Origin of the sequence: Actinomadura livida (genome assembly GCF_014648675.1) — a bacterium.
In the GTDB taxonomy this organism is placed as follows: domain Bacteria; phylum Actinomycetota; class Actinomycetes; order Streptosporangiales; family Streptosporangiaceae; genus Spirillospora; species Spirillospora livida.
Genome location: NZ_BMRO01000025.1, coordinates 50,159 through 64,558, shown reverse-complemented (window position 1 = coordinate 64,558; position 14,400 = coordinate 50,159). Strand labels below are relative to the sequence as shown.

14 protein-coding genes, 2 pseudogenes and 1 riboswitch are annotated in these 14,400 nt (G+C 68.9%); of the genes and pseudogenes, 10 read left to right on the top strand and 6 right to left on the bottom strand.

From position 1 onward, the window contains the following. Positions 1-133: 133 nt before the first annotated feature. From IEZ03_RS38975 to IEZ03_RS35955, 3 genes and pseudogenes are all read right to left on the bottom strand, one after another. Positions 134-307: pseudogene (locus IEZ03_RS38975) on the bottom strand (IS701 family transposase); the annotation flags it as partial. 19 nt (positions 308-326) lie between these two features. Continuing rightward, a pseudogene (locus IEZ03_RS35960) lies at positions 327-1,503 on the bottom strand (IS701 family transposase). 162 nt (positions 1,504-1,665) lie between these two features. Continuing rightward, complete coding sequence (locus IEZ03_RS35955) at positions 1,666-1,860, bottom strand: hypothetical protein (RefSeq protein ID WP_184879349.1); 195 nt, start codon at positions 1,858-1,860, stop codon at positions 1,666-1,668. A gap of 273 nt (positions 1,861-2,133) precedes the next feature. On the opposite strand from IEZ03_RS35955, the gene IEZ03_RS35950 reads away from it, so the two are divergent. The 3 genes from IEZ03_RS35950 (at position 2,134) to IEZ03_RS35940 (ending at position 4,436) form a co-directional block, all read left to right on the top strand. Further along, positions 2,134-3,405 (top strand): AAA family ATPase, encoded by a 1,272-nt coding sequence (locus IEZ03_RS35950; protein ID WP_184879346.1) that lies wholly within the window; start codon positions 2,134-2,136, stop codon positions 3,403-3,405. After that, positions 3,392-4,021 carry an RloB family protein gene (locus tag IEZ03_RS35945; protein ID WP_184879343.1) on the top strand — a complete coding sequence of 210 codons (630 nt, stop codon included), beginning with the start codon at positions 3,392-3,394 and terminating at the stop codon, positions 4,019-4,021. Before IEZ03_RS35950 ends, IEZ03_RS35945 begins: the two co-directional genes overlap by 14 nt. A 100-nt stretch (positions 4,022-4,121) precedes the next feature. Then, positions 4,122-4,436, top strand: a complete 315-nt coding sequence (locus IEZ03_RS35940; RefSeq protein WP_184879340.1) for a hypothetical protein — start codon at positions 4,122-4,124, stop codon at positions 4,434-4,436. A 55-nt stretch (positions 4,437-4,491) separates the two neighbouring features. On the opposite strand, the gene IEZ03_RS35935 is transcribed toward IEZ03_RS35940, so the two are convergent. Further along, on the bottom strand, positions 4,492-6,327 hold the full coding sequence (locus tag IEZ03_RS35935; RefSeq protein ID WP_184879337.1) for an acyl-CoA dehydrogenase: 1,836 nt from the start codon (positions 6,325-6,327) through the stop codon (positions 4,492-4,494). A gap of 282 nt (positions 6,328-6,609) precedes the next feature. Here IEZ03_RS35935 and IEZ03_RS35930 point away from each other — a divergent pair, with 282 nt between their 5' ends. The 5 genes from IEZ03_RS35930 to IEZ03_RS35910 all read left to right on the top strand — a co-directional run bounded on the left by IEZ03_RS35930 (position 6,610) and on the right by IEZ03_RS35910 (position 11,761). Continuing rightward, positions 6,610-7,947, top strand: coding sequence for a UDP-glucose dehydrogenase family protein (locus tag IEZ03_RS35930; protein WP_184879335.1), 1,338 nt, complete (start codon positions 6,610-6,612; stop codon positions 7,945-7,947). A gap of 109 nt (positions 7,948-8,056) precedes the next feature. Further along, positions 8,057-8,118: riboswitch (guanidine-III (ykkC-III) riboswitch) on the top strand. 33 nt (positions 8,119-8,151) lie between these two features. Next, complete coding sequence (locus IEZ03_RS35925; protein ID WP_184879332.1) at positions 8,152-8,478, top strand: DMT family transporter; 327 nt, start codon at positions 8,152-8,154, stop codon at positions 8,476-8,478. A gap of 121 nt (positions 8,479-8,599) precedes the next feature. Further along, on the top strand, positions 8,600-9,385 hold the full coding sequence (locus IEZ03_RS35920) for a sporulation protein (protein WP_184879328.1): 786 nt from the start codon (positions 8,600-8,602) through the stop codon (positions 9,383-9,385). 76 nt (positions 9,386-9,461) lie between these two features. Next, positions 9,462-10,931 carry a hypothetical protein gene (locus IEZ03_RS35915; protein ID WP_184879325.1) on the top strand — a complete coding sequence of 490 codons (1,470 nt, stop codon included), beginning with the start codon at positions 9,462-9,464 and terminating at the stop codon, positions 10,929-10,931. 83 nt (positions 10,932-11,014) lie between these two features. Continuing rightward, entirely contained in the window at positions 11,015-11,761 is a 747-nt protein-coding gene (locus IEZ03_RS35910) for an SDR family oxidoreductase (protein WP_184879323.1), read from the top strand. A gap of 15 nt (positions 11,762-11,776) precedes the next feature. Here IEZ03_RS35910 and IEZ03_RS35905 read toward each other — a convergent pair whose 3' ends face one another. Further along, complete coding sequence (locus IEZ03_RS35905; protein ID WP_184879320.1) at positions 11,777-12,364, bottom strand: rhomboid family intramembrane serine protease; 588 nt, start codon at positions 12,362-12,364, stop codon at positions 11,777-11,779. A gap of 106 nt (positions 12,365-12,470) precedes the next feature. Between IEZ03_RS35905 and IEZ03_RS35900 the strand changes: the two genes are divergently transcribed. Beyond that, positions 12,471-13,400, top strand: coding sequence for an NADPH:quinone oxidoreductase family protein (locus tag IEZ03_RS35900; protein ID WP_184879317.1), 930 nt, complete (start codon positions 12,471-12,473; stop codon positions 13,398-13,400). A 9-nt stretch (positions 13,401-13,409) separates the two neighbouring features. On the opposite strand, the gene IEZ03_RS35895 is transcribed toward IEZ03_RS35900, so the two are convergent. Beyond that, positions 13,410-13,739 carry a WhiB family transcriptional regulator gene (locus tag IEZ03_RS35895; protein WP_131988018.1) on the bottom strand — a complete coding sequence of 110 codons (330 nt, stop codon included), beginning with the start codon at positions 13,737-13,739 and terminating at the stop codon, positions 13,410-13,412. Positions 13,740-13,894: 155 nt separating this feature from the next. Between IEZ03_RS35895 and IEZ03_RS35890 the strand changes: the two genes are divergently transcribed. Further along, a complete protein-coding gene (locus tag IEZ03_RS35890) occupies positions 13,895-14,353 on the top strand; it encodes a GNAT family N-acetyltransferase (protein WP_184890279.1) in 459 nt (152 codons plus the stop codon). Positions 14,354-14,400 lie beyond the last annotated feature (47 nt).

Sequence of the window (14,400 nt, the reverse complement as noted above, 5' to 3'; positions counted from 1 at the left end):
CCGACTCTTGGTTTTCGGTGGCGGGTCAGCCGTTGGGCCCGACTGTCGCGTCGGGTGGGCGGGGTTCCACGGGCCCGGGTGTTCTTCCTCGTGTTGATGGGATGCTTCGTGTTGGTTAGTACTCCAGCCGCAGTTATTGATCGAGGAGTCGTCGTTGTCGCTGGTAGTGGCATCTTCGGGCGCGGGCTTGGTGGCGGCGTCTCCAGCGTGACCAGTGCAGATGGTGTTCTGGCCGGTGCCTGGGCGGGTGCAGGTGGACGTGCAGGCGGCGGATCTCGTTGACCGTGAGCGGGACCAGCTCGTCCGGATCGTCACCGTCGTCCCGCCTACTGTGCGATCGTCCTTGCCGTTGAGGCCCCCTGTGTGGCGAGTTCGTCGCGTTCCTCGCCGTGGTCGTGGTGGTGGCCGTGCAGGTCGGGCGGCGGGCTGGGTGGCGGGTCGGCGGCCAGGAACGCCAGATGGGCGTGGGCGACCATGGCCAGGGTGATGTGCCGGTACCAGGCGGTGTGCCTGCGGACCTGGTAGTGGTCCAGCCCGACCTCGTTCTTGGTGGCCTGGAACACCTCCTCCACGCTCCAGCGGGCCCCGGCCACCCGCACCAGCTCGGGCAAGGCGACCGGCCCGGTCGCCCAGCAGCGGTAATAGGCCACCTCGGACGGGGCGGAGATCGACCGGCGGGCCAGCAGCCACCCACCGTCCAGGCCGATCCATGCCCAGTCGTAGTACCGCTGGCCCTTGGCTCCGGGCCCGGCCGAGTACCGCTGCCACGCCCCGTCCTCCAGGGCGGCGAACGCGTGATCGACGCGGGTCTTGGTCCGGCTCAGTACCACCGGATGGTCGCAGGACACGGCGAACACGTGGTTCAGGCCCCGGGCCCGGCAGCGGGCGCGCAGGGCGGTGTTGTCGCCGTAGGCCTCGTCGCCGGTGACCCACCCGAACACCAGCAGCGGGTCGTCGGCGGCGCGTTCGATCATCCGCCACGCCAGTTCGGGCTTGGTGGCGAACACCGCGGCGTCCGGGACGCCGGCGTCGGCCAGCCGGTCCGGGTCGGTGAACCAGGAGCCAGGCACATACAGCTCACGGTCGATCGGCACCCGCGCACGGTCGGGGTTCACATAGGAGCAGAACACCCCGATCTGGCAGTTGGTGATCTTGCCCGCGGTGCCGGTGTACTGGCGCTGTACCCCCGCCGAGCAGCGGCCCTTCTTCTCGAACCCGGTGTCGTCTCTTCTCGAACCCGGTGTCGTCGACCACCAGCACCCCGCCGGCGTCACCGAGCCGCTCGGCGACCTGGGCCCGCAACGCGTCACGCACCGCATCGACGTCCCATTTCGCGTGGTTGAGCAAGCGCTGCATCCCGTCCGGGGTGGCGTCGCCGGCGAACTCGGCCAGCGACCAGCCGTTCTTACGCTCAAGGCCACTCAGCAATCCCCGCAGGAACGAACGGGCCCGCAACCTCGGCTCCCGCCGCCTGAAGAACGGCGCCACCACCTGCGCGAACAGCTCACCGAACGCATCCGCCCACGCGGCCGGGTCGATCTCTTCTACAGTAGGCGGCACGGCCACCGCCGATCGTTTGGTTCCAACACACCCACACGATCACAGCGGTGGCCGTCTCATGTCCCGGCCTCGATCAGACCGAGATCTCCAAGTGCGGCTGGAGTATTAGGGCGCCGAGAGCATCTGCAGCCGCCCGAGCGCCGAGGTGATCAGGCTGCTCCAGGGCCAGTGGCGGGCAATGCTGGCTCTGTCACCCATTTCGACTACACCGCCGGATCTGGCCGCAAAGCTCGGCAATACACCTTCGGCCTCGTCCACAACGGTCAGTCCATCGTCCTGAGCAGCGAACACACCGCCCACCGTTGGCTCCACCCCGCCGACATGCCCGGTTCCGACGTTACTGGGGAGACCGCTCAAGCAATCCGAGACTGGGCCGCCTCCTAATCTCGGCAGCGTGTGTCGCCTTGAACGCTTGCGACGCCCGGTGGCGGCCGTAGCCACCGCCGGGATTGTGGCGGTTTGCCCCCGGCACAGGTGTCGATGCATGGCTACTGGCAGGCACACACACCTCCTCCTGCGGTTTTCCTGCACAATGAGAGGTGAGACCGTCTGAACTAGGAGGCCAGAGGCTCGATGCTGCTAAGTTTCCGCGTGGCGAACCATCGGTCGTTGCGGGAGGAGCAACAACTTCTGCTCACCCCGTCCTACGCCGCCGACGAGCCGGCCGAAGCCCCGTGGGAGGCGCTGACCGTCGCGGGGATCTTCGGTGCCAACGCCTCCGGCAAGTCCAACGTGATCGACGCGTTGCAGTACATGGCCGCAATGGTCAGCCGGTCGTTCAGGGAGAGCGAGCCTGGCGGGGGGATCGAACGCCACCCCTTCGCGCTCGACCCGGAGGCGTTGGAAGAACCGTCCACCTTTGTCGCGGACATTATTGTGGAGGGCGTCCGCCACACCTATGGGTTCGCCGTCGATGATGCGCGGGTAGTCGAAGAGTGGATGTACAGCTATCCACACAAGAAGCCGCGGGTGATTTTCCATCGAGAGTTGGACGTCTTCAAGTACGGCGAGCATTCACCCGAAACGCTGAAACAGGCTGAACAGATCACTGAGCCGAACGTCCTTTTCCTTTCCGTCGCCGTGCGCTCTAAGCAGCGCATTCTACTGCCTGTCTATGAATGGTTTCAGCGGATTGAGTGGCGCACAGCCCGGCATCTTGTGATGCCGTACATCTTGGAAGGGCTGGTGTCCGACGACGATCCCGACCTGGAGCGCATCGTGACGCTTCTACGTGCGGCGGACACTGGAATTGAGGACGCACTTGTCATCGAAGAGAGCGAAGAAGAGTACGATGCGCGCAAGAGCGCGCGTTACCGCAATCCAGGAAGGCCGGATGCTCCCAAGCGGAAGCGACTGTCCTTCCAGCACAGAGGTGCCGATGGCGGAGCGGCATTGACGATGCGGGAGCAGTCGACGGGAACCCAGTCCCTGTACTGGTTGGCGCGCCCCGCGTTCAAAGCGCTCGGCCGAGGCGGCCCTTTCATCGTGGACGAGCTCGATTCAAGTCTGCACCCGTTTTTGACCGCCCAGCTGATCAGGCTTTTCACCGAGCCCGAGAGCAATCCGCACGGCGCTCAGCTGATCTTTACGAGCCATGATGTGTCCCTACTAGGCCGTATTCAGGGCCAAGAGGTCCTCAAGCGGGATCACATCTGGTTCACCGAGAAGGACGAGTGCGGAGCCACTGAACTGTTTCCGGTGTCGGACTTCAAGCCGCGCAAGGAAGAAAACAGGGAACGTCGGTATCTCGCGGGCCGCTACGGTGCCGTACCGGTACTGAGAGACGAATTGTTCACCGCCGCGCTCGCCGCTCGAGAGGAAGACGGCGCTGATGCCCCCGAATAGCCCTAAGCGCTCGAAGCAAAAGGTCGGGCGGGAGACAAGTCTCGCACGAAGGCCCGGCGGCTCCCGGGAGGAGCGGATCAGCTTCCTCCTTCTGTGCGAGGGGAAGACCGAGAAGAACTACTTCACCGGCATGCGGGCGCGGCGGGGGGTTCAGCTCGCTGTGGACGCGCCGAAGCGCGATCACTTGAGCATCGTCCGGGAGGCCGGTGGCCGCCGCTCGGACGAGTACGACGAAATATGGTGCGTTCTCGACACGGAGCTGGACGAGCGACTCGTCCGGGATCTCGTTCAGGAGGCGCGGAGATCAGAAGTCAAACTCGCGCTCACATCCCCCAGTTTCGAGTTCTGGCTGATACTTCATACGAGGGAGCACAACCGGCCTTTCCAATCTGCGCGGGCGGCGGAGAAGGAACTGAAGGCCATACGCCCGAACTGGTCGAAGGCCGCGACGAAGTTCGAGGACTTCGAGGACGGCCTCGATGATGCCTGTGACAGGGCGCGCAAGCTCCACAACGGCGAGGGTCTTCCGCCCAATCCGTCGAGTGCCGTGTGGCGGCTGGTAGAAGCGATCCGCGGAGGTGGAGACAGGACGGCCGCCGCGGCCGTCCGTGAGTGATCGCTTCAAGCCCGCTGCAACCCCGCAGGAAGCAAGATCGAACCTCTTGGCTTTGGGGTGGGTCTGACGGGGTGACGATCCGGTTGGGCGGAGGGTGTGGATGGATTACTTCATCGTTTCGATGATCATGGCTAGTGCTGTGGTGGCCGGAGGTGTTGCCTTTGCGGTCACGCGGGGGGATCTGCGGATCGAGGGCCGGGTGGCGGCTGCGGTGGCCTGCGCCTTGTTGGTAGGGACCGTCTCCCTGTTCATTCCTTATCTGCCCGTGCTCGTCTGCCTCGGCACCGTGGTCGGGTATCTCGTTTTGCGGCGGCTTTTCTCGGCGGGGCTGGCGCTTGCCGCTTCCGGAGTCGTTCTGCTCGCCGGGTGCTCGTTCTCGGTGCTGCTCATGATGGCCGCGCTGGAGAGCATGTGACGCGCGGCGGCCCCCGCCAGGAGCGGGCTGGCGGGGGCCGGGACACGGAAGAGGCTCAGAAGGACTCTTCGGGGAGTTCCATCAGGTCGAGCGTGGTCGACTCCACCGTGGCGCGGTCGGCGGCCAGGCGGGGCAGGACGGTCTGGCAGAAGAACTGCGCCGCCGCGACCTTTCCGTTGTAGAACGCCTTGTCGGAGTCGGAGACTCCGCCGCCGCCGAGGGCGGTGAGCGCCACCTCGGCCTGGCGGCAGAGCAGCCAGCCGACGATGAGGTCGCCGAGGGCCATCAGGAGCCGGGTCGCGTTGAGCCCGATGCGGTACAGCTCCTTCGGGTTCTCCATCGAGCCGAGCGCCCAGCCGACCATCGGGTCGACGATGCCCTGCACGTCGTCCAGGGCGCGGTCGAGGAGGGCGCGCTCGTTCTTCAGCCGGCCGTTGCCGGCCTCCGACTCGACGAAGGCCCTGATCTCGCCGGCGAGCACCTTCAGCGCCTCGCCGTTGTCCCGGAGGATCTTGCGGAAGAACAGGTCCTGGCCCTGGATCGCGGTGGTGCCCTCGTACAGGGTGTCGATCTTGGAGTCGCGGATGTACTGCTCGATCGGGTAGTCCTGCAGGAAGCCGGACCCGCCGAGGGTCTGCAGCGACTCGGCGCCGAGCAGCGCGTACGCCCGCTCCGAGCCGAAGCCCTTCACGATCGGCAGCAGCAGGTCGTTGACCTTCTCGGCGGTCTCGTCCTTGCGGCCCTCGTGCTGGGCGATCTGCACGGCGTCCTGGTAGGTCGAGGTGAGCATGACCAGGGCGCGCATGCCCTCGGCGTACGCCTTCTGCGTCATGAGGCTGCGGCGGACGTCCGGGTGGTGGGTGATCGTCACCCGCGGGGCGGTCTTGTCCGTCATCTGCGTCATGTCGGCGCCCTGCACGCGCTCCTTCGCGTACTCCAGCGCGTTGAGGTAGCCGGTGGACAGGGTGGCGATGGCCTTGGTGCCGACCATCATCCGCGCGTGCTCGATGACGAGGAACATCTGCTTGATGCCCTCGTGCACGCCGCCGACCAGGTAGCCGATCGCCGGGTGCTTCTCGCCGAAGGTCAGCTCGCAGGTCGTGGAGACCTTGAGGCCCATCTTCTTCTCGACGTTGGTCACGTAGGCGCCGTTGCGCTCGCCGAGCTCACCGGTCTCCACGTCCACCAGGTACTTGGGGACGAGGAACATCGACAGGCCCTTGGTGCCGGGACCGGCGCCCTCGGGACGGGCCAGCACCAGGTGGAAGATGTTCTCCGACATGTCGTGCTCGGCCGAGGTGATGAAGCGCTTCACGCCCTCGATGTGCCAGGTGCCGTCGGGCTGCTCGACGGCCTTGGCGCGGCCGGCGCCGACGTCGGAGCCGGCGTCCGGCTCGGTCAGCACCATCGTGGCGCCCCACTGCCGCTCGCGGGCCAGCTCGGCGAACTTCTTCTGCTCCGGCGTGCCGATGCGCCAGAGGATCTGGGCGAAGCTGGGGCCGGACGAGAACATGTAGATGGCGGGGTTGGCACCGAGCACCTGCTCGGCGACCGCCCAGGTCAGCGAGCGCGGGGCGCCGGTGCCGCCGAAGTCCGGGCCGAGGTCCAGGCGGTACCACTCGGCGTCCATCCACGCCTTGTACGACTTCTTGAAGCTCTCCGGCATCGTGACGGTGCCGGCGGCCGGGTCGAACTCCGGAGGGTTGCGGTCGGCGTCCTCGAAGGACTCGGCCAGCGGGCCCTCGGCCAGCCGGTCCATCTCGTCCAGGATGCTGCGCGCGGTCTCCTCGTCCAGGTCGGCGTACGGGCCGCTGCCCAGAAGGTCCTGGCGCCTGAACACCTCGAAGAGGTTGAACTCCAGGTCCCGGAGGTTGCTCTTGTAGTGCCCCATTCGAGACTCCGTTTAGTCCTGCGGTGCCAGGCCGGCCCCGCGCATCGTACTGGTTAGTAACTCAACATCATGCTACCCGCTAGTAACTAGTGGCAACCACCCCTAAAACACCGCGAATCGGGGGAGCAGGCCACATCGATATCACGTCCGGGGCCCCACGTGAGCTGACTCACACGGCCCGACCTGCGCACGGACCCGCGGCACGGCACCCGGCGCCGCCCCCGCGGGCACCGGTGGGAAGATCGGTCGGGCGAGAACACCGCTATCCAAAGGGAGGTGCGCATGGAACAGGGGGATTCCGACGCTCCGAGACTGACCGTCATCGGAACCGGCTATCTCGGCGCCACGCACGCGATCTGCATGGCCGTCCTCGGCTTCGAGGTCCTCGGCGTGGACGCCGACCCGGAGAAGATCGAGCGGCTGGCGGCCGGCGAGGCCCCGATCTTCGAGCCCGGCCTGCCCGAGCTGCTCACCAAGGCGCTCGACTCCGGCCGCCTCCGGTTCACCACCTCCCACGCGGAGGCCGGCGAGTTCGGCGACGTCCACTTCCTGTGCGTCGGGACGCCGCAGCTCCCGGGTTCCGACGCCGCCGACCTGTCCTACGTCGAGTCCGCCGTCCGCTCCCTCGCGCCGCACCTGCGCCGCCGCTCCCTCGTCGTCGGCAAGTCCACCGTGCCGGTCGGGACGGCGCAGCGGCTCACCGGGCTCGTCCAGGACCTGGCGCCCGCGGGCACCGACGTCGAGCTGGCGTGGAACCCCGAGTTCCTCCGCGAGGGCTTCGGTGTCGACGACACCATGCATCCCGACCGGCTCGTGTTCGGCGTCGCGTCCGACTGGGCGCACGAGCGGCTGCGCGCGGCGTTCAAACCCGTCCTCGACCAGGGCACCCCGGTGATCCGCACCGACCTCGCCACGGCCGAGCTGGTCAAGGTCGCCGCCAACTCCTTCCTCGCCACCAAGATCTCCTACATCAACGCGATGGCCGAGGTCTGCGAGGCGGTCGGCGCCGACATCAAGGACCTCGCCGACTCCCTCGCCCTCGACGACCGCATCGGCGGCAAGTTCCTGCGGCCCGGCCTCGGCTTCGGCGGCGGCTGCCTCCCGAAGGACATCCGCGCGTTCGCGCACCGCGCCGAGGAGATCGGCGTCGGCCAGGCCGTGTCGTTCCTGCGCCAGGTGGACGACATCAACCGGCGCCGCCGCGCCCGCACCGTCGACCTCGTCCGCGAGGTCCTCGGCGGCACCGTCGCCGGCAAGCGGATCGCCGCGTGGGGCGCCGCGTTCAAGCCGAACTCCGACGACATCCGCGACGCCCCCGCGCTGGACGTGGCGCACACCCTGCACGGGCTCGGCGGCGACGTCCGCGTCTACGACCCGGCGGCGCTCGGCAACGCCCGCCGCGCCTTCCCCGACCTGCGGTACGGCGACGGCGCGTTCGAGGTCGCCGAGGACGCGGACGTGGTCGTCCTGCTCACCGAATGGTCGGTCTTCCGGGAGGTCGAGCCGGAGGCGCTGGCCGAGGTCGTCGGCCACAGACGCATCGTGGACGGCCGCCACGCCCTGGACGCGGCGCGGTGGCGGAAGGCGGGCTGGGAGTACCGCGCACTCGGCCGCTCCTAATCCGTCGACTTGCGGCGTGTTGTTGTTATGGCGGGCCTCATAACAACAACACGCCGCAAGTCAACGGAGCCGGGGCGGGAACAGGGGGGTGGGCGGTCGCGTTCTTGGTGGTGAGGGCCTTGGTCCTCCCGGACGAGGTGCGCCGTACCCGGTGGGCGAAGACGGCGCTGGCAATGCCGTCTCGTCTTCCGGGAGTAGAACACCATGGCCTGGATCCTTCTCATCGTCGCCGGTCTCTTCGAGGTCGCGATGGCCCTGTGCCTCAAGGCAAGCAAGGGCTTCACCGAGGTTCTGCCGTCCGCCGGCTTCCTCTTCTTCGCCGTGACCAGTTTCGGCCTGCTCAGCCTCGCCCTGAAAACCCTCGACGTGAGCACCGCGTACGCGGTGTGGGTCGGCATCGGCGCGGTCGGCACGGCGGCGCTCGGCATGCTGGTCATGGGCGACGAGGTGTCCGCCGCCAAGATCATCGCGCTCGGGTTCATCATCATCGGGGTCGTCGGCCTCAACCTGGCGGGCGGCGGCGGCCACTGAAGCCGGGGCAACCGAGCGATTCGCAGGTCACGCCGCCTTCCCGGAACGTAATGTCCCGTGACAGCGTCTATGGGACGGAAAGAGCGCTCGGGAGCGCGCTCGGACACGGGAGGGACGGACCTTGGTCTTCAAGAAGTTGCGTCAGGCGGTAGGCATCGGCGGCCCGTCGATCGAAACGGTTCTGCACAACCCGAACACGACGCCGGGGGGCGTCGTCACGGGTGAGATCACCATCATCGGCGGCCAGTACAACTCCGACATCAAAGCGGTGAACCTCGCCCTGCGCACCAGGGTCGAGGTGGAGTCCGGCGACAACGAGTACAGCTCGAACCTCGAGTACGCCAAGCTGCCGGTGGCCGGCGGTTTCACGCTGCAGGAGGGCGCCCGGCACAGCGTCCCGTTCCAGATGCCCATCCCGTGGGAGGCGCCGCTGACCCACATGTACGGGCAGCCGCTGCGCGGCACCACGGTCGGCGTCGCGACCGAGTTGGAGGTCGCGGGGGCGCTCGACCCGGGCGACCTCGACCCGATCGCCGTGCACCCCCTGCCCGCGCAGGAGCGCATCCTCGCCGCGTTCTCCAACCTCGGCTTCCGGTTCCACGGCGCCGACTGCGAGAAGGGCCGCATCTGGGGCGTGCACCAGGAGCTGCCGTTCTACCAGGAGATCGAGTTCTACCCGCCGAGCCAGTACGCCCGGGGGATCAAGGAGCTGGAGGTCACGTTCGTCGCGTACCCCCAGTCCATGGAGGTCATCCTGGAGCTCGACAAGCGCGGCGGCGTGTTCACCGAGGGGCGCGACGCGTTCAGCCGCTTCACCGTCGACTACGCGAGCATCGAGCACACCAACTGGGAGCAGCAGCTCGACGGCTTCCTGCAGGACGCCGGACGCCGCAGGGGCTTCTTCTAGGCCCCCGTCCGTCCGATGACGGGATCCCCTCCGCGGTGTTGATCGCGGAGGGGATCTCCGCGTAGAAAGAGGTTCCGTGCCCCAGCCCCCCGGACTCAACGACGCGGAACGGCGCCTCTGGGCCGCGTTCCCCACCGGCGCGACCGTCGTCCTCGGCGACGACCGGCCCGCCGGCCCGCTCCCCGACCGCATGGTCCGCGCCGAGATCATCACCCGGCTGCTGCTCGGCGCCGAGGAGCCGCGTCCCGGCATGGTGGCGGCCGTGCGGCTGCGCGGCGCCTACATCACGGGGACGATGGACGTCTCGGGCGGCTCGGTCGAGTACGAGCTCCGGCTGGAGAAGTGCCGGCTGGTGGAGGAGCCCGACTTCTCCAACGCCGCGACCCGGGAGATGCGCTTCGCCGACTGCCGGATGCCGGGCTTCGACGGCGGCGGCCTGCGCGCGGACGGCTACCTCAGCCTGTCCGGGTCGGAGATCGAGGGCGAGGTCCGGCTGCCGCGGGCGCAGCTCGCCGGGGGCCTGCGGATGAACGGCACGACGATCACCGCGTCCGACCCGGACAAGTGGGCGCTGTTCAGCGGCGGCCTCGTCGTGGAAGTCGGCACCTTCATCCGCAACGCGCAGATCAGCGGCGGCGTGCGCTTCGTCGGGGCCCGGATGAACGGCGGCCTGTTCATGGAGGGCACGACGCTCAGCAACCCCGGCCGCATCGCGCTGGACGCCCAGAACATGGTCGTGGAGGACGCCGCCGAGTTCAGCCGCGGGTTCACCTCGATCGGCACCCTGCGGCTGCGCAGCGGCCGCTACAACGGCATCCTGTCGTTCTCCCGGGCGAAGCTCGACTCCGGCGACCCCGAGCGGATGGCGCTGCACGCCAGCCACATCCAGGCCGACGAGCTGCTGCTCTGGCCGGAGGAGAAGATCAAGGGCCGGGTGTCGCTGTCGTACTCCCGCATCGAGCTGATCATGGACCACCCGTCCGTCTGGCCGGACGAGCTGTACCTGAACGGCATGACGTACGAGACGCTGCGCGGCGCCGAGTTCAAGGACCGCCTCGACTGGGTCTCCCGGGACAAGGAGTTCCACCTCCAGCCGTACGAGCAGCTCGCGTCCTGGTACCACGGCACCGGCCACGACGACCTCGCCCGGAAGGTGCAGGTCGCCAAGCTCCGCGCGCGCCGCGGGATGCTGAACCCGGTCGCCAAGGCGTGGAACCACCTGCTGGACTGGACGGTCGGGTTCGGCCACCGGCCCTGGCTGGCGTTCGCGTGGTTCGCGGCGCTGCTCGCGATCGGCACGACGGTGTTCTCGATCGAGCATCCGCGCCCGGTCAAGCCGAAGGACGAGCTCCCCGACTTCCACGCGCTGATCTACAGCCTCGACCTGCTGATCCCGCTCGACACGTTCGGGCAGCAGCTGTCCTACGACGCCGTGAACTGGTCCCGATGGGTGGCGTACGGGCTGGTCACGACGGGCTGGGTGCTCGCCACCGCGCTCATCGCGGGCGCCGCGCGGGTGCTGCGCCCGACCCAGAACCCGAACTGAGCACCGGCGTACCGGCCCGGCCCCGAACCGGGGGGCCGCCCCGGGCGTCCACCCAGGTAGGGGATCGATCAGAATGGACGGCCATGGGGACGTATGTGATCACGGGGGCGACCGGCGGCATCGGGACGGCGGTGGCCGAGCTGCTCCGCGAACGCGGGCACGACCTCGTCCTGACCGGCCGCTCACCGGAGCGGCTGGCCAAGCTGGAGGCGGCGCTGCGCGGCGGCGCGAACGCCCCGACGCAGGTCATCAACCCGGGCGCGGTGCCGCCGGCGTCGCGGAGCGCGGCCATCACCACAATCCCGCTGGACCTGCGGGAGCCGCGCCGCATCGAGGCGTCGCTGGCCATGGCCGGGATGCCCGCGCGGCTGGACGGCGTCGTCCACGCCGCGGGCATGGTGCACCTCGGGCGGGTCGCGGACACCGAGGCGGACGAGTGGATCGAGCACATCTCGGTCAACCTGGTGTCCGCGGCGGAGCTGACCCGCCTGCTGCTGCCCGCGCTGCGCGCCGCCGAGGGGCACGTCGTCTTCGTGAACTCGACCGCCGGGCTGCGCGCCAACCCGCAGTGGTCGGCGTACGCGGCGAGCAAGTTCGGCCTGCGCGCCCTGGCCGACTCGCTGCGCGCCGAGGAGCCGTCCCTGCGGGTCACGACCGTCTACCCGGGGCGGACGGCCACCGAGATGCAGCGGAAGGTGCGCGCCCAGGAGGGCGGGACCTACGCCGAGGACGACTTCGCGGCGCCCGCGACCGTGGCGCGGGTCCTGGTCGCGGCACTGGAGACGCCCCGCGACGCGGTCGTGGCCGACGTCACCGTCCGGCCCACCTGAGCCGGGCCGGATCGTTCAGCTTCTACGCAGGAACCAGGCGCCGAGGACGCCGCCGATCAGCCCGAACAGGTGGCCCTGCCAGGAGATGCCGGGCTCGCCGGGGATGACGCCGAACAGCATCGTCCCGTAGACGGCGACGACCGCGATGGCGATCCCGATGTCGAGCAGGCGCCGCTCGAAGATGCCGCGCCCCACCAGGTAGCCGAAGAAGCCGAAGATCAGGATGCTGGACCCGAGCGTGTTGGCGGAGCTGGTGAACCACACCCCGAGCCCGCCGACCACGACGACGATCAGGCTCATGGCCAGGAACTTGGCGATGCCCCGCGCGGCCGCGATGAACCCGAGGATCAGGAACGGGACGGTGTTCGCCATCAGGTGCCCGAACCCGCCGTGCATGAACGGCGCGGTGAAGATGTCCGGAAGGTCGTTCACGTTCCGCGGCTGGACGCCGAACCGGTCCAGCCAGCCGTTCATCGTGTAGTCGACCGCTTCCAGCACCCACATCACCGCGGTGACGGAACCGATCAGGACCGCCGAGGACAGCGCGCGGACGCCGTGCTTGGCGAGCCCTTCGGACCTCTGCCGTTCGGGGACATAGCTCATATCAGCCACCGTAAATCTCGACCCTGCAAAGTCAACGAACGTTATGCCCGGATTGTGCCCGGCCCCCCGGACCCGGCGCCCGGCACCGTTCCGGCATATTGGACGGATGCGCGCAGCGATCTGTGAGGAACTCGGCTCCGTCGCCGTCCGGGAGACCGAGCCGCCCGCCCCCGGGCCCGGCCAGGTGCTCGTCACCGTGGCGGCCGCCGGAGTGAACTACGTGGACGCCCTCTTCGTCCACGGGCGGTACCAGATCAAGCCGCCGCTGCCGTTCGTCCCGGGCAGCGAGGTCGCGGGCACGCTCCCGACCGGGGAGCGGGTCCTCGCGATGTGCGGGCTGGGCGGTTTCGCGACGCACGTGGCCGTGCCCGCCGCCGCGGCCGTCCCGATCCCGGACGGGCTGGACTTCCCCCGCGCCGCCACCTTCACCCAGAGCTACAGCACCGCGCTGTTCGCCCTCCGCGACCGGGCCGCCCTGCGCCGCGACGAGACGCTCCTCGTCCTCGGCGCCGGCGGCGGTGTCGGGCTGGCCGCGATCCAGGTGGCGACGGCCCTCGGCGCCCGGGTGCTCGCGGTCGCGTCCACGCCGGCCAAGCAGGAGGCCGCCCGCCTCGCCGGCGCCGAGGCCGCGCTGAGCAGCGCCGACGACATCAAGGCCGCCGCCCGCGAATGGTCGGACGGCGGGGTGGACGCCGTCTACGACCCGGTCGGCGGCGCCCTCGCCGGACCCGCGCTGCGCGCACTCCGCGAAGGCGGCCGCTACATCGTGATCGGCTTCGCGTCGGGGGACATCCCGTCCCTCCCGCTCAACCAGGTCCTCCTGCGCAACCGCACGATCGTCGGCGTCGACTGGGGCGCCTGGTCGATGACGCATCCCCTGGAACAACGTCGTCTGCTGGACGAGCTTCTCGCCATGGTCGCCAAGGGCGACCTGGCCCCCGTAGCCCCCCGTACCGAGCCCCTCGCCTCGACGGCCCAGGTCATCGACGACCTGCTGAACCGGCGCGTCGTGGGCAAGGTGGCCCTCATCCCCTAAGCAGCGCTCCTAGGCGGCGGACGCGTGCTCCGACTCGGAGGCGTCTCCGCGGACGACGATGACGGGCAGCGGGCGTCGCGCCGGGGCGTCCGCGGTGCGGCGCAGGTAGCGGCGCTCCTCCGGCGTCGTCCCTCCCCAGATCCCGTCGGGCTCGCCGACCCGCAGCGCCCACGCGAGGCACTCGGCCTTCACGGGGCAGTTCGCGCAGATGGCCTTGGCGGCCTCCTCCTGCGCCTGGAGCACCGGTACCGAGTAACCGATGGGGAAGAACAGGTCCGGATCGGCACCGCGACAGATGGCGTGGTCGCTCCAGTGCTCCTCGTTCTCGTCATGATTCATGGCATCTCCCTGCGCGGCGAAGAGACCACCGGCAGTTCGGCTCGTCGGGGTGGTCCCACTCAGCGTAGTACTACAAGTCGTAGTACTACAAGACGTGCGTGGACGTTGCAAGTTAGCGTCCGGATACCCTGTTAGGCGTGAAGCGTGATCAAGAAGTGACCTTCCGCGAGGCTACGGTGGCCGATCTGCCGCAGATCGTCCGGCTTCTCGCGGACGATCCCCTCGGCGCCACCCGCGAAACACCGGGCGACGAGATACCGGAGGCGTACTTCGCCGCCTTCACCGCGATCGAGAAGGACCCCAACAACCAGGTGATCGTCGCGGAGGTGGCCGGCGCCGTGGCCGGGACCCTCCAGCTGACCTACATCCCCGGCCTGACCTACACCGGCGGCGAGCGGGCCCAGATCGAGGGCGTCCGCGTCGCCTCCGACCACCGCGGCATCGGACTCGGCCAGGACATGATCAACTGGGCCATCGACCGGGCCCGCGCCCGCGGCTGCCGCGTCGTCCAGCTCACCACCGACCGCCAGCGCCCCGAGGCCATCCGCTTCTACCAGAAGATCGGCTTCCGCCCCTCCCACATGGGCATGAAATACCACCTCCAGGACAACTGACCCGATCGGCCGAGGGCCGTAGGCGTGGGGGATTTGGATGCGTGTGA